Raw genomic sequence first — 14,110 nt, forward strand, 5'->3', positions numbered from 1 at the left:
TGGGGTGCTTGTGGAGAACTGAAATGGAGCGACAACACAAAAGGATCAACAGTACGAAAAGGCGCAAGTTGATCGCCGCCTACAAACTGCCGGGTGCGCCGGGCAAGCAGCCGTCCCTGGCGATCAATGCCGAGGATGATTGCAACGCTGCCGTGGTGAACAACAGCGTCATGTCGTTTGCCGAGGGGCTGTCCGGCCTGAGCCGGGAATACATCCGCAAAAGCTATTTGTTGGCCAGCAGCTACGTCAGCGATGTATTGAAGATTCACCGAGGTACCGAGGCCTGGTACGACGAATTTATCAAGGTGATGATCAGCCTGGGTTGGCTGCCGGTGCGCAGCCGTTTCGAGCGGGTCTCACATTCGGGCAAGGGCTTGTCGGTGCAGTTGGCGGCCCTGAATATCATCGCCACGATGCTGGCATCGATGTCGGTTTCGGGGCCAATGATCACGGCGCTGCCTAAACTGGCGGCCGATGCGTTGGAGGCCATGAAGCAACAACCGGCGTCCTTTGAGCTGTTCAAACGCAACAGTACGGTGCACCAGGGCGGTGATTTCGGCCTGGCGTCCTGCGTAGAAGCGGACGGCGAATTGACAATGGTGCTGGTGACTTACAGCACTCAGAGCGTGAGTAAGCAGGTGGGGTTGCCGTTCCTTGAATGGGACAGCTCCTCGGTCGAGGCCTTCAGCGGGCAAACCTGCCTGGTGCTGAATACCTCGGTGGTCAACGAAAAAACCATCCAATTAATGCGCGAGAGTGCGGGCGACAAAGTGCAGTTGGCAATTGCCAAGTACCGGATTTAGGGCACCAGATAACCACGCACGCCGGTAAAGATAATTTGCGCGGCGAGGGCGCACACGAACAACCCCATCAACCGGCTGACAATCTGCAAGCCCTGGTCACCGAGAATGCGTTCAATACGGTTGGACAGGTACAGCACCACGCCAACGGTGAAGCTGGCCAGGGCGATGCTGAGGATGGCAGTGATCTTGTCATCCCAATGGGGCTGGCTGACGCCCATCACCAGCAACGCACCGATAGTGCCGGGGCCGACGGTGAGGGGAATGGTCAGCGGCACGATGGTCACGTCCTGCTGCACGTTGTCGGTCTGCACCGCTGACTTGCCTTGGGCCATGCCCAGGGCCGAAATAAACAACACACTGCCGGCACCGATGCGAAACGCATCCACGGTGATGCCGAACACACTGAAAATCACCCGGCCGAACAGATAGAGCAATACGCTCGACACCAGGGTCGCCAGCGCCACTTTCCAGGCCAGGCGTCGGCGTTCTTTGCTGGAGTAGCCACGGGTCAGGCTGATAAAGCAGGACAGCACGAAGAACGGGCTGTAGAGCACCAGCATTTTCAGGTAGACGCTGAATAACACGTGGAGCATGGGGAGTGGCTCGCGGCAGGAAAAGTGGGGGAGAGTCTATCAGGCGATAGGCTTCAAATGTGGGAGGGGGCTTGCTCCCGATGGCGGAGTAACAGTCAGATTACCTGTCACTGAACCACCGCCATCGGGGGCAAGCCCCCACCTACATTGGCATTGCATTCCAGATCATGAAACCGTGCTGTGTTCCGCCCGCTGCTGACGCTGTGCCACCCAAAACTCCACCAGCTCACGCAGCTGCGACAATTCCACCGGCTTGGCCATATGCCCATCCATCCCTGCCTGGCGTGCGCGTTCTTTGTGTTCCGAGAGGATATGCGCCGTGAGTGCCACTACCGGTGTGCGAATGCGCTGGTGGCTGACTTCCCACGCACGCAGCTGCTGGGTGGCCGAGAAGCCATCGAGGACCGGCATTTCACAGTCCATCAACACCAGGTCGTAGCGCTGGGCCTTCATCGCTTCCAGCGCTTCTTCGCCGTTGCTGGCGGTGTCCGGGTTGAGGTTGAGTTTGCCGAGCATGCCGCGAATCACTTTGGTTGAGATGCTGTTGTCTTCGGCCACCAGGATTTTGAAATCGCTCGGTACGATCACCGCAGCCGGGGCGTTCAACACTGGGCGAGGCTGCACGCCGCCTTTGCTGCGTTGAGTCAGTTCATCGGCCAGGGTGGTCTTGAGCGTGTAGCCGGCGACCGGCTTGGCGAGGATGCGTTTGATCCCACAGTTGCGCGCGATGACCTTGCTTGGCGCGTTGCTGATGCCGGTGAGCATAATCAGCAGAATGTCGTGATTCAGGCTCGGGTCTTCCTTGATCTTCGCCGCCAGTTGCATGCCGGTCATGCCGGGCATGTTCTGGTCCAGCAGCACCACGTCGAAGTAATCACGCAGGTGCGCCTTGGTGCGCAGCAATGCCAGGGCTTCCTTGCCCGATGGCACCGCGCTGACGTTCAGGCCCCAGGCCGTGCACTGCTGCACCAGCACTTTGCGGCAGGTGTCGTTGTCGTCCACCACCAACACGCGTGCGCCCTTGAGCGGGCCATCGAGGTCGGAGGTAGGGTGTTCCAGGCGTTCCGGGTCCAGCGGCAGGGTCAGCCACAACGTGCTGCCTTGATGGCTGCCACTCTTGATGCCGAACTCGCCGTTCATCAGCATGATCAGTTGGCGTGCGATCACCAGGCCCAAGTGGCCGCTCAGGCGAGTGGCCGAGAGGAAGTTCTTGCTGTGCAGTTCGCTGTGCAGCAGCGCGTCGCGCTCGGCGGCCTCCATCGGCAGGCCGCTGTCCTGCACGGCAATGCGCAGGCGTGGCTTGGTGCTGCGGTCGTCCAGGGCAACGACGATCAGCACTTCGCCTTCATCGGTCTTGTGCAGGGCGTTTTCCAGCAGGCTCAGCAGCGCCTGGCGCAGGCGTGTGGGGTCACCGCTGATGACGCGCGGCACTTGGGGCTGGATAAAGCTGATCAACTCGACATTCTGCTGCTCGGCCTTGGCGCGGAAGATGCTCAGGCAGTCATCAATCAGGGCATTGAGATCGAACTGCACGTCATCCAACTCGATCTGGCCGGATTCGAGCTTGGAGATATCGAGGATTTCGTTGATCAGTGTGAGCAACTCGTTGCCGGCGCTGTGGATGGTCTGCACGTAGTCGCGCTGCTTCACCGACAACGGCGTGCCCAGCAGCAACTCGGTCATGCCCAGCACGCCGTTCATGGGGGTACGGATTTCGTGGCTGATCTTGGCCAGGAACTCGGCCTTGGCGGCAATCTCGGCGTTGCTGGCGGCCAGGTCGCGACTGAGGCTGAAGCGAGCCTCAACAATCGCGCGCTGGCGCTCGCCCATGGCCAGGCTCATCAACAGACCGCTGAGGCAGATGAACGCCAGCAGCGTGATGATCAACCCCTGGGGCGACACCATCGTCAGGCCCAGCAACGCGGGGAGGATGATCAGCGTGCCGATGTTGAACACCACCATGCCGGCTACGAACAAGCGTGCCGGGCGGTAGCCTTTCTGCCAGTGATATGAGGAGACAAACAGCATGCTCAGGCCCGCAAGTGCCACCAGGGCGTAGGTCATGATGTTCAGCGGCAGGGTGTTGACGAACAACAACAGCAGGCCACACAGCACGATAAACAGGATATCGGCCATCAACAATTTGTTCAGCGGGTGTGGACCCAGGGGCATGAAGAAACGATAGGCGAACATCAGCCCGCACGGTGCGGTCAGCAGCAGGGCCAGGTAGGCGCCAGGGGTCTGAATCCCGTGCCAATTCGGCAGCCATGGGCCCACCAGGTTGAGCAGCAGCGCCAGGCTGAGCATCAACAACAGTTCGGATGCTGCCAGCCATAGACTGCTGCGCGAGCGGTGGTAAGCGAAGCGTGTGAGGTTGTGCAGGATCAGCATCAACAGACAGCCGAACAGCAGGCCGTAGATCAGCGTCTGGGTCTGGTCGGCGGCGACCAGCACGGCCGGTTCCAGGGTGATATAGGGGCGAAGTTCGTGTTCCGACACCAGACGCAGGTAGACCTCAAGAGGTTTCTGGCTCTGGGGCATCGGTAGCATGAAGTCGCTGCTGGGTAACGGGCGTTCCGACTGGGGCTGGCGGGTGCCGGTGCTCTGTTGCTCGACCAGTGTGTCGCCGTCCAGCACGTAGAGGCTCAGGTGCGACAGGTCCGGAGCGAATATCCGCAGCACTTGTTCGTGCTTGCCGGGTTGCAGCTTGAACCGCACCCACAACGCACCGTCCGGCTGCGCAGCAGTAACGCGGTCCAGTTCGATGGGGCTGAATTGATTGGTGTAGCGGGGCGAACGGATGTCGCTCAGTTGCAGGTCGGCCTGTTCATCAAGCAATACTGCCCAGCCACTGCCTTGCGCGGCGGCCTGGGCCGGGAGCAAGCAGAGCAGCGTCAGCAGACTGACAGTGAAACCTATGGCGATCCTGAGCCAGCGCACGGCGAAATCCCTTCGTAGGTTGATGCACGGTTAACTATGCGCGGGGCAGCCTTATACGGCAAGGGCCTTGGGCCCTTGCCTAACCGAACGGATAGCTAGTGTTACTGGGTTTCGCCACGCTCGCGGGCAATGGCGCGGTAGCCGATGTCCGTGCGATAGAAGCAACCTTTCCAGTCGATCTTCTTGGCCAGTGCATAAGCCTGTTGCTGCGCAGCGTCGACACTGGCACCCATTGCCGTGGCGCACAGTACACGGCCACCGGCGGTCACAACCTTGCCATCCTTGAGCGCGGTGCCCGCATGGAACACCTTGCCTTCCAGCGTAGCGGCAGCGTCGAGGCCTTCAATCACATCGCCCTTGGCGTAGTCGGCAGGGTAACCGCCGGCCGCCAGCACAATGCCAACGCTCGGGCGTGGATCCCATTGTGCTTCAACCTTGTCCAGGGCTTGAGCCAGGGCGGCTTCCACCAGCAGCACCAGGCTCGATTGCAGGCGCAGCATCACCGGTTGGGTTTCCGGATCGCCGAAGCGGCAGTTGAACTCGATGACTTTCGGGTTACCGGCCTTGTCGATCATCAGACCGGCGTAGAGGAAACCGGTGTAGACATTGCCTTCATCGGCCATGCCACGCACGGTCGGCCAGATCACCAGGTCCATCACGCGTTGATGCACTTCGCTGGTGACCACCGGGGCAGGGGAGTAGGCGCCCATGCCGCCGGTGTTTGGACCGCTGTCGCCGTCGCCGACGCGCTTGTGATCCTGGCTGGTGGCCATCGGCAGTACGTTCTTGCCATCGACCATCACGATAAAGCTGGCTTCTTCGCCATCAAGGAATTCCTCGATGACAACGCGCGAACCGGCGTCACCAAAGGCATTGCCGGCGAGCATGTCGCGCACGGCGTCTTCGGCTTCCTGCAGGGTCATGGCGACAATCACGCCTTTACCGGCGGCCAGGCCATCGGCCTTGATCACGATTGGCGCACCTTTTTCACGCAGGTAAGCCAGGGCCGGCTCGATCTCGGTGAAGTTCTGGTAGTCGGCGGTCGGGATTTTGTGGCGTGCCAGGAAATCCTTGGTGAAAGCCTTGGAACCTTCCAACTGGGCAGCGCCAGCGGTAGGGCCGAAGCAGTCCAGGCCACGGCTGCGGAACAGGTCCACAACACCGGCGACCAGAGGGACTTCCGGACCGACGATGGTCAGGGAGACGTTTTTCTCGGCGAAGTCGGCCAGTTGCTCAAGGGCCAGCACGTCGATGGCGACGTTTTCGCACTTGGCTTCAATGGCGGTACCGGCGTTGCCGGGTGCTACGAAAACTTTCTGGACACGTGGGTCCTGGGCAACTTTCCAGGCCAGGGCGTGTTCACGGCCACCGCTGCCAATGATCAAAACATTCATTTCAAAAACCTCTGTGAAACGCTGTGCTTTCTGTAGGAGCGAGGGTGACGCTTAGTTCTTGCTCGCGAAGATCGTCAACGATAACGGGGGGCATCTGACTCCCCGTGGCGTTCTCGGGCTTTTCGCGAGCAAGAACTAGGCGTCCCGCTCGCTCCTACAGTAGGAAAGCAGTGGTGTTTAGTGACGGAAGTGGCGCATGCCGGTGAAGACCATGGCGATGCCAGCTTCATCAGCAGCGGCGATAACCTCTGCGTCGCGCATCGAGCCGCCCGGTTGGATAACGGCGGTTACGCCGGCCTTGGCTGCATTGTCCAAGCCGTCACGGAACGGGAAGAACGCATCGGATGCCATCACCGAACCTACAACCTGCAAACCAGCGTGCTCAGCCTTGATTGCGGCGATACGCGCCGAGTTCACGCGGCTCATCTGGCCAGCGCCGACACCGATGGTCTGACGGTTCTTGGCGTAGACGATGGCGTTGGATTTAACGTATTTGGCGACTTTCCAGGCGAAGATCAGGTCGTTGATCTCTTGCTCGGTAGGGGCGCGCTTGGTCACCACTTTCAGGTCTTCGCTGCCGATCATGCCGATGTCGCGGCTCTGAACCAGCAAGCCGCCATTGACGCGCTTGTAGTCCCAGGCTGCGGCGCGGTCAGCCGACCATTCACCGCAGGCCAACAGACGCACGTTAGCTTTGGCAGCCACAATGGCGCGGGCTTCTTCGCTGACGGAAGGGGCGATGATGACTTCAACGAACTGACGCTCGACGATGGCCTTGGCGGTCTCGGCGTCCAGCTCACGGTTGAAGGCAATGATGCCGCCGAACGCCGACTCGGTGTCGGTGGCGTAGGCCAGTTCGTACGCCTGGCGGATGCCGCCTTCGGCGTCCGGGCTCACGGCCACGCCACATGGGTTGGCGTGCTTGACGATCACGCAGGCCGGCTTGACGAAGCTCTTCACGCATTCCAGCGCGGCGTCGGTGTCGGCCACGTTGTTGTAGGACAGTTCTTTGCCTTGCAGTTGGGTCGCAGTGGCGATACCCACTTCGGCAGGTTTGGCTTCCACGTAGAACGCCGCGCTCTGGTGCGGGTTCTCGCCGTAGCGCATTTCCTGGGCCTTGATGAACTGGCTGTTGAAGGTGCGCGGGAACTGGCTGCGGCCTTCTGTGCTCAAGGTCTCGGCGGCCTGGTTCACGGTGCCCATGTAGTTGGCGATCATGCCGTCGTAGGCGGCGGTGTGTTCGAACGCCTTGAGCATCAGGTCGAAGCGCTGGGCGTAGGTCAGGCCGCCGGCTTTCAGGCTTTCCAGTACTTGGGCGTAGTCACCGGCGTTCACCACGATGGCCACGTCTTTGTGGTTCTTGGCTGCCGAACGAACCATGGTTGGGCCGCCGATATCGATGTTCTCGATGGCGGTCGGCAGATCGCAGCCTGGCTTGTTGATGGTGGCTTCGAACGGGTAGAGGTTAACCGCTACCAGGTCAATCGGCTTGATGCCGTGCTCGGTCATGATGGCGTCGTCGATGCCGCGACGGCCGAGGATGCCGCCGTGGATTTTCGGATGCAGGGTCTTGACCCGACCGTCCATCATTTCTGCGAAACCGGTGTAGTCCGCGACTTCTACTGCGGCCACGCCGTTGTCCTGCAGCAGTTTGAAGGTCCCGCCTGTGGAGAGGATTTCCACGCCCAGGGCTTCCAGCTCCCGGGCAAATTCGAGGATCCCGGTCTTGTCGGAGACACTGATCAAGGCGCGGCGGATCGGCAGGCGGGTAGTCTGGTCGGTCATTTCAATTTCCATCAAAAGCAAAGGAGTCAGCAAAAAAGGCGACCGGTTTTACGCGGGCGCCTTTCTGGTTGGATTGAATGCTTACAGCAAATCGTATTGTTTGAGCTTTTTACGCAGGGTGCCACGGTTGAGGCCCAGCAGCTCACTGGCTTTGGTCTGGTTGCCCTTGACGTAGTTCATCACGCATTCGAGCAATGGCGCCTCGACTTCGGAGAGCACCAGGTTGTACACGTCCGTGACGGAAGCGCCCTCAAGGTGGGCGAAATAATTATGCAGCGCCTTCTCGACACTCCCGCGAAGGGTCTGGCCTTCTTCGCTCGGCGTGTTGAGGTGCTGTTTCAAATTGACGTTGTCGCTCACGGGTGTTGTTCCACTCACTAAAGTCTCGGTCATCATCGTCATGCGGCCACCCCTTCTCCGTCCCCTGCTCTCAGGCTCTTGTCTCGCTCGGCAAAAAACTCACGAACGGCGGTGACCTGTGCTTGCGTTTCATCCAAACGATTGAACCCGGCGCGAAACTCCCTGGCGCCCGGCAGGGTTGCGAGATACCAACCCACATGCTTGCGAGCAATGCGCACGCCCATCACGTCTCCATAGAAGGTGTGAAGTGCAGCCAGATGCTCAAGCAGAATACGTTCCACCTCGACCAACTCCGGCGCAGGCAAGACTTCACCGGTACGCAGAAAATGTTCGATCTCACGAAAAATCCATGGACGCCCCTGGGCGGCCCGGCCAATCAACAAACCATCGGCCCCGGTGGCGTGCAGCACGCGCCGGGCTTTTTCGGCTGAGTCGATGTCGCCATTGGCAAACACGGGCATCGACACTGCCTGCTTGATTGCGGCGATGGTGTCGTACTCGGCTTCACCGGTGTATAGATCGGCGCGTGTGCGGCCATGCACTGCCAGCGCTGTAATGCCTGCCTGTTCGGCGATCTTCGCCACCGTCAGGCCGTTTTTGTTGTCCCGGTCCCAGCCGGTACGAATCTTCAGGGTTACCGGCACATCCACTGCGGCGACAACGGCCTGCAGGATCTCGGCAACCAACTGCTCATCTTTCAATAGTGCGGAACCGGCGGCCTTGTTGCAGACCTTCTTGGCCGGGCAGCCCATGTTGATGTCGATAATCTGTGCGCCCAACTCCACATTGGCTCGGGCCGCATCCGCCAGCATCTGCGCATCACCGCCGGCGATCTGTACCGAGCGGGGCTCGGGATCACCTTCGTGGATCATGCGCATCCGCGATTTGCGGGTGTTCCACAAGCTCATGTCGCTGGTGACCATTTCCGAGACTACAAGACCCGCGCCCAAACGCTTGCACAGCTGACGAAAGGGCTGGTCGGTGACGCCCGCCATTGGGGCGAGAATCAAGCCGTTCTGCAATGTATATGGGCCGATGCGTACCGCCGACATAGGACTTCCCTGTTGTGGGGCCGGATCATTAGAGTTCGAAAAAGGGTTGGCATGATACCCGCTCTCGATGACTGGATAAAGGCTGGATTGGATAAAATCTGAACAGTTATTTCTTTATCGCCACCGGTTTGGATGCGCGGCGCCGAGTCAATAATCCAACGTCAAGCTTCGGCGCATGGGGCGCCTCACTCGGGCGAGTGGAAGCTCAGGCTGTAATTCACGGCTTTGTTGCCCGGATCAAGGATGTCCAAGGAGATATGGATCGGGGTCTGAGATGGCATTTCGCTAACACCGGCCAACTCGCCGCTGAGGTATTCGGCGGGTTTGAAGCGACGACTGGCAATCAGGCTGCCATTGAGGTCGGCAAAACGCAGTTCCAGCAGCGGAAAGGGCTGGGAGAACGTCGCGCGGTTATAGATGATTGCATCCACTACCAGCGCTCCTGCGAATTCCGGATGGCTGCGCACCACCAGGTTGCTGCTCTTAATGTGGGCGATATCGACCCGGGACGGCACCGTGCAGCCCAGTGTGGGGCACAGTTGCTGGAACCATGGGCGGTAAGCGTCCTGGCGGGCCAGGTCGTCGAATTGGTAGGCAATGTACTGGCCTGCCAGACCGGCCGCGGCGATCAGCACCAGCAGCATCCAGATCAGGCGGCGGCCCAAGCCCTGCGGGCGTTTTTGTGCATACAGGTGCAGCGGATCGTCTTCGAGGTCCTGAAGCAGGTCGTCGTGAACGCCGGCCTCGGGGCGTGGGCGTTTGCGGCGAAACTGGGGACGCTCTTCGGGTTCCGGTTCGTCCGCTGACTGGGTGAGCGGGGTGAACGGTGGGTCGATGTCGTCATCATCGGGCGAAGCGCGCAACGGCGTTTCGTCGTCGATAGTGTCGATGTGATGCGACATGGACGGTTCGGTGCGCTGCTTGGTTGCTGGGACTTTGGTCGATTCCGGCTCGTCTTCCGAGACGTTGGTGCGCTCTTCAGGCGGCTCGCTGAACAGGCTGGCGGCCCATTTTTCTTCTTCGGCCTTGACGGTCTCGCGGCTGGCGCTAAGGGCGTCTTCTTTCTGCCTGCGCTCGGCACCCGGTTGGCGACGCTCCGCGCCCACGGGCAGCGTGTGCTGAATCTCGCGGCGCTCCAGCTTGGCCAGTTCTTCGTCCAGGTCCAGATTGTCGAGGTCCAGCTCTTCGGCGGTCCATTGCTTTTGGCTGATGGCGCGCGGTGCCTCAGCGGGCAGCGCGATCACCGGTTGTTCAGGCTCCGGTGCATGGGCGCGCTGCTCCAGCAACTGGCGAGCCGCGTTGAACACTTGCAGGCACGAGCCGCAGCGCACCACGCCACGGGCCACGCTCAATTGAGCGTGGTTGACGCGAAAGCGTGTTTGGCAATGCGGGCACTGGGTGACGAAACTGTCGGTCATGCGGCCATCCGATTCAGGCAAGCGCTCATTCTAGCGCCGACGCCCGCTGATGCGTACCCAGCCATCGCGGTTAGCGATCGGATCCAGCTCGAAATCCTGGGCATAGGCGGCAGCGACATCTTCGCCTTGCTCGGCAAGGATGCCCGACAGTGCCAGACGCCCACCCGGCTTAACCAGGCTCGACAGTTGCGGTGCCAGGGAAACCAGCGGCCCGGCGAGGATATTCGCCACCAGCACATCGGCCTGCACCTGGGGCAGGTCTTCAGGCAGGTAGAGCGGGAATTTGCCTTCAGGAATGTTGTTGCGCCCGGCGTTATCGCGGGAGGCTTCCAGGGCCTGCACGTCGATATCGGTGCCCACGGCTTCCTTGGCGCCCAGCAGCAGGGCGGCAATCGCCAGGATCCCCGAGCCGCAGCCGAAGTCCAGCACGTTGCTGTCGGTCAGGTCCTGGCCGTCGAGCCATTCCAGGCACAGTGCGGTGGTGGGATGGGTGCCGGTGCCGAACGCTAGGCCGGGGTCGAGCAGCAGGTTGACCGCGTCAGGCTCTGGGGCGGCATGCCAGCTCGGCACGATCCACAGACGCTGACCGAAACGCATCGGCTGGAAGTTATCCATCCAGCTGCGCTCCCAGTCCTGGTCTTCGATCACTTCGCTGTGATGCTCAGGCAGCGGGCCGCCGGTGAGCAGTTCCATATGGGCCAGCACGGCGGCGGCATCGGTGCCGTCTTCGAACAGGGCCAGCAGGTGAGTGTGGGACCACAGCGGGGTGGTGTTGAGTTCCGGTTCGAAGATCGGTTGGTCTTCGGCGTCCATGAAGGTCACCGAGACGGCGCCCACTTCGAGGAAAGCGTCTTCGTAGGTTTCGGCTTGTTCTGGGCTGATGGCGAGACGGACTTGCAGCCAAGGCATGGCGGGCACCTTTGAAAAAATGAGTGTGCGACGAGCGAGGTCGCGAAAGCGCGCAAGTTTACGCGAGCGAACAGCATAAGACGACATTACTGAGTGAATGCGGACCAAATGTGGGAGGGGGCTTGCTCCCGATTGCAGTGTGCCAGCCTCAGTATCTGTAACTGATCCACCGCTATCGGGAGCAAGCCCCCTCCCACATTTGGACTGTGTGCATCCTGGAAAACAGGTGTGCAGAAACAACAAAACCGCCCGAAGGCGGTTTTGTTGGGTGGAGCACTTACTGGTTGGCCAGTTTGTGTTCCAGGTAGTGAATGTTCACACCACCTTCGCAGAAGCCTTCATCACGAACCAGGTCCCGATGCAGCGGGATGTTGGTCTTGATGCCGTCGACCACGATTTCGTCCAGGGCGTTACGCATACGGGCCATGGCCTCGTCGCGGGTGGCGCCCCAGGTGATCAGCTTGCCGATCAGCGAGTCGTAGTTGGACGGAACCTTGTAGCCGCTGTACAGGTGCGAATCCACACGTACGCCGTTGCCGCCGGGCGCGTGGAAATGCTTGACCAGGCCAGGGCTTGGGATAAAGGTTTTCGGGTCTTCGGCGTTGATGCGGCACTCCAGGGAGTGGCCATGCATCTTCACGTCGTCCTGGGTGAAGGACAGCACGTTGCCAGCGGCGATGCTCAGCATCTCCTTGACGATGTCGATACCGGTGACCATCTCCGAAACCGGGTGCTCTACCTGCACACGAGTGTTCATCTCGATGAAGTAGAAGCGGCCGTTCTCGTAGAGGAACTCGAAGGTACCGGCGCCACGGTAGTTGATGTCGATGCACGCCTTGACGCAGCGAGCCAGAACTTCCTGGCGAGCCTTTTCATCCAGGCCTGGTGCCGGCGCTTCTTCCAACACCTTCTGGTGACGACGTTGCAGCGAGCAATCGCGGTCGCCCAGGTGGATAGCGTGGCCTTGGCCGTCGGAGAGAACCTGCACTTCCACGTGACGTGGGTTGGTCAGGTACTTTTCCAGGTAGACCATCGGGTTGCCGAACCAGGCACCCGCTTCGGAACGGGTCTGCTTGGCTGCTTCGATCAGGTCTTCTTCCTTGTGCACCACGCGCATGCCGCGACCACCACCGCCACCGGCGGCCTTGATGATCACTGGGTAACCGACTTCGCGACCAATGCGCAGAGCGGTTTCCTCGTCTTCAGGCAGTGGGCCGTCGGAGCCAGGAACGGTTGGTACGCCGGCTGCGATCATGGCGTCCTTGGCCGATACCTTGTCGCCCATCAGGCGAATGGTTTCGGCTTTCGGGCCAATGAAGGCAAACCCGGATTTTTCCACCTGTTCGGCGAAATCGGCGTTTTCCGCGAGGAAGCCGTAGCCCGGGTGGATACCATCAGCGCCGGTCACTTCAGCCGCGGCGATGATGTTCGAGACTTTCAGGTACGAGTTCGTGGCCAGTGGCGGGCCGATGCAGATGCTTTCGTCCGCCAGTTTCACGTGCATCAATTCGGTATCGGCCGTCGAGTAAACAGCGACGGTCTTGATGCCCTCTTCCTTACAGGCGCGCAGGATCCGCAGCGCGATCTCGCCGCGGTTGGCGATCAGGACTTTTTGCAGTTTCTTCGCAGGTTTCAACATCGAAGGCGCTCCGCGGTTCAAGCGATGGTGAACAGCGGCTGGTCGTACTCAACCGGCTGACCGTTTTCTACCAGGATGGATTCGATGACGCCGGCTTTTTCAGCGGTGATGTGGTTCATCATTTTCATCGCTTCAACGATGCAGATGGTGTCGCCCACTTTCACAGTCTTGCCGACTTCAACGAAGGCTGGCGAGGTCGGTGCCGGGGTACGGTAGAACGTACCGACCATTGGCGATTTGACCACGAAGCCGTTCAGTGCAGGAGCGGCCGGGGCAGCAGGTGCGGCTGCAGCGGCTGGCGCGGCAGCAGGTGCAGCGGCCGGAGCCGGTGCTTGCATCTGTGGCGCGTAGAACTGTTGGGCCGGGGTCTTGCTGTGGCGGCTGATCCGGACGGACTCTTCGCCTTCCTTGATTTCCAGCTCGTCGATACCGGATTCTTCCAGCAGTTCGATCAGTTTCTTAACTTTACGGATATCCATGAATCATCAACTCCCAAGGGTCGGTCAGGGGCGCTTGGCCGGTTGTTCAAGTTGTTCCAGGGCGGCCTCCAGGGCCAGTCGGTAACCGCTGGCGCCAAGGCCGCAGATCACTCCTACCGCTACGTCGGAGAAGTACGAGTGATGGCGGAAAGCTTCGCGTTTATGCACGTTCGATAAATGCACTTCGATGAATGGGATGCTCACCGCCAGCAGCGCGTCACGTAATGCAACACTTGTGTGCGTAAAAGCGGCGGGATTGATCAGGATGAAGTCCACACCTTCGCCGCGCGCGGCGTGGATGCGATCAATCAATTCGTACTCGGCATTGCTTTGCAGGTAGAGCAGATGGTGGCCAGCTTCACGAGCCCGTCGCTTCAGATCGAGGTTGATCTGATCCAGGGTCACAGCCCCGTAGACGCCCGGTTCGCGGGTGCCGAGCAGGTTCAGGTTGGGTCCGTGAAGAACCAGTAGGGTCGCCATCGGCTGTTCCTTGTTATTGATGGGAGTACGGCAGAACCCGGCGACTATGCCGCAAAGCCTTTGTGACTGTCCAGTTCTATGCAGTAGGCAGCACGATTAGCGAGGATTGCGCAAAATTTGTGACTGGTGGTCGAGATCTGGTCATTGGTAATACGCCCTTGAATCCCGTGAAGATCAAATGTGGGAGGGGGCTTGCTCCCGATAGCGGTGGATTAGTTACAGGTGCTGAGACTGACACACCGCAATCGGGAGCAAGCC

At 60.3% G+C, this 14,110-nt stretch carries 12 protein-coding genes; 1 reads left to right on the forward strand and 11 read right to left on the reverse strand.

Annotated features, from left to right (window positions below; translation table 11 throughout):
* Positions 1 to 23: 23 nt before the first annotated feature.
* Complete coding sequence (locus tag ACEN2T_RS06425; RefSeq protein ID WP_442116468.1) at positions 24 to 803, forward strand: hypothetical protein; 780 nt, start codon at positions 24 to 26, stop codon at positions 801 to 803.
* Here ACEN2T_RS06425 and ACEN2T_RS06430 read toward each other — a convergent pair.
* The 11 genes from ACEN2T_RS06430 to aroQ all read right to left on the reverse strand — a co-directional run bounded on the left by ACEN2T_RS06430 (position 800) and on the right by aroQ (position 13,852).
* Positions 800 to 1,396, reverse strand: coding sequence for a MarC family protein (locus ACEN2T_RS06430; protein WP_032890615.1), 597 nt, complete (start codon positions 1,394 to 1,396; stop codon positions 800 to 802). The genes ACEN2T_RS06425 and ACEN2T_RS06430 overlap by 4 nt on opposite strands.
* Positions 1,397 to 1,561: 165 nt before the next feature.
* Positions 1,562 to 4,336, reverse strand: a complete 2,775-nt coding sequence (locus ACEN2T_RS06435; RefSeq protein ID WP_032890617.1) for a hybrid sensor histidine kinase/response regulator — start codon at positions 4,334 to 4,336, stop codon at positions 1,562 to 1,564.
* Between the two features lie 101 nt (positions 4,337 to 4,437).
* Entirely contained in the window at positions 4,438 to 5,730 is a 1,293-nt protein-coding gene (gene purD / locus ACEN2T_RS06440) for a phosphoribosylamine--glycine ligase (protein WP_095186033.1), read from the reverse strand.
* A gap of 177 nt (positions 5,731 to 5,907) precedes the next feature.
* Positions 5,908 to 7,515: a bifunctional phosphoribosylaminoimidazolecarboxamide formyltransferase/IMP cyclohydrolase gene (purH, locus tag ACEN2T_RS06445; RefSeq protein WP_032890621.1), complete on the reverse strand. Its 1,608-nt coding sequence runs from the start codon at positions 7,513 to 7,515 to the stop codon at positions 5,908 to 5,910.
* 81 nt (positions 7,516 to 7,596) lie between these two features.
* Positions 7,597 to 7,917 (reverse strand): DNA-binding transcriptional regulator Fis, encoded by a 321-nt coding sequence (gene fis / locus ACEN2T_RS06450; protein ID WP_032890623.1) that lies wholly within the window; start codon positions 7,915 to 7,917, stop codon positions 7,597 to 7,599.
* Entirely contained in the window at positions 7,914 to 8,927 is a 1,014-nt protein-coding gene (dusB, locus tag ACEN2T_RS06455; RefSeq protein WP_017527884.1) for a tRNA dihydrouridine synthase DusB, read from the reverse strand. The genes fis and dusB overlap by 4 nt, the downstream gene beginning before the upstream one ends.
* A gap of 185 nt (positions 8,928 to 9,112) precedes the next feature.
* Complete coding sequence (locus ACEN2T_RS06460) at positions 9,113 to 10,345, reverse strand: DUF3426 domain-containing protein (RefSeq protein ID WP_401384726.1); 1,233 nt, start codon at positions 10,343 to 10,345, stop codon at positions 9,113 to 9,115.
* Between the two features lie 30 nt (positions 10,346 to 10,375).
* Positions 10,376 to 11,254, reverse strand: a complete 879-nt coding sequence (prmA, locus tag ACEN2T_RS06465) for a 50S ribosomal protein L11 methyltransferase (RefSeq protein ID WP_032890627.1) — start codon at positions 11,252 to 11,254, stop codon at positions 10,376 to 10,378.
* A gap of 277 nt (positions 11,255 to 11,531) precedes the next feature.
* Entirely contained in the window at positions 11,532 to 12,893 is a 1,362-nt protein-coding gene (gene accC, locus ACEN2T_RS06470) for an acetyl-CoA carboxylase biotin carboxylase subunit (protein WP_003188188.1), read from the reverse strand.
* A gap of 17 nt (positions 12,894 to 12,910) precedes the next feature.
* Positions 12,911 to 13,372, reverse strand: a complete 462-nt coding sequence (gene accB, locus ACEN2T_RS06475) for an acetyl-CoA carboxylase biotin carboxyl carrier protein (protein ID WP_442116469.1) — start codon at positions 13,370 to 13,372, stop codon at positions 12,911 to 12,913.
* A gap of 24 nt (positions 13,373 to 13,396) precedes the next feature.
* Complete coding sequence (gene aroQ, locus ACEN2T_RS06480; protein WP_442116470.1) at positions 13,397 to 13,852, reverse strand: type II 3-dehydroquinate dehydratase; 456 nt, start codon at positions 13,850 to 13,852, stop codon at positions 13,397 to 13,399.
* Positions 13,853 to 14,110: the final 258 nt, after the last annotated feature.

The organism is Pseudomonas sp. W22_MBD1_FP4 (genome assembly GCF_052113765.1).
Taxonomy (GTDB): domain Bacteria; phylum Pseudomonadota; class Gammaproteobacteria; order Pseudomonadales; family Pseudomonadaceae; genus Aquipseudomonas; species Aquipseudomonas sivasensis.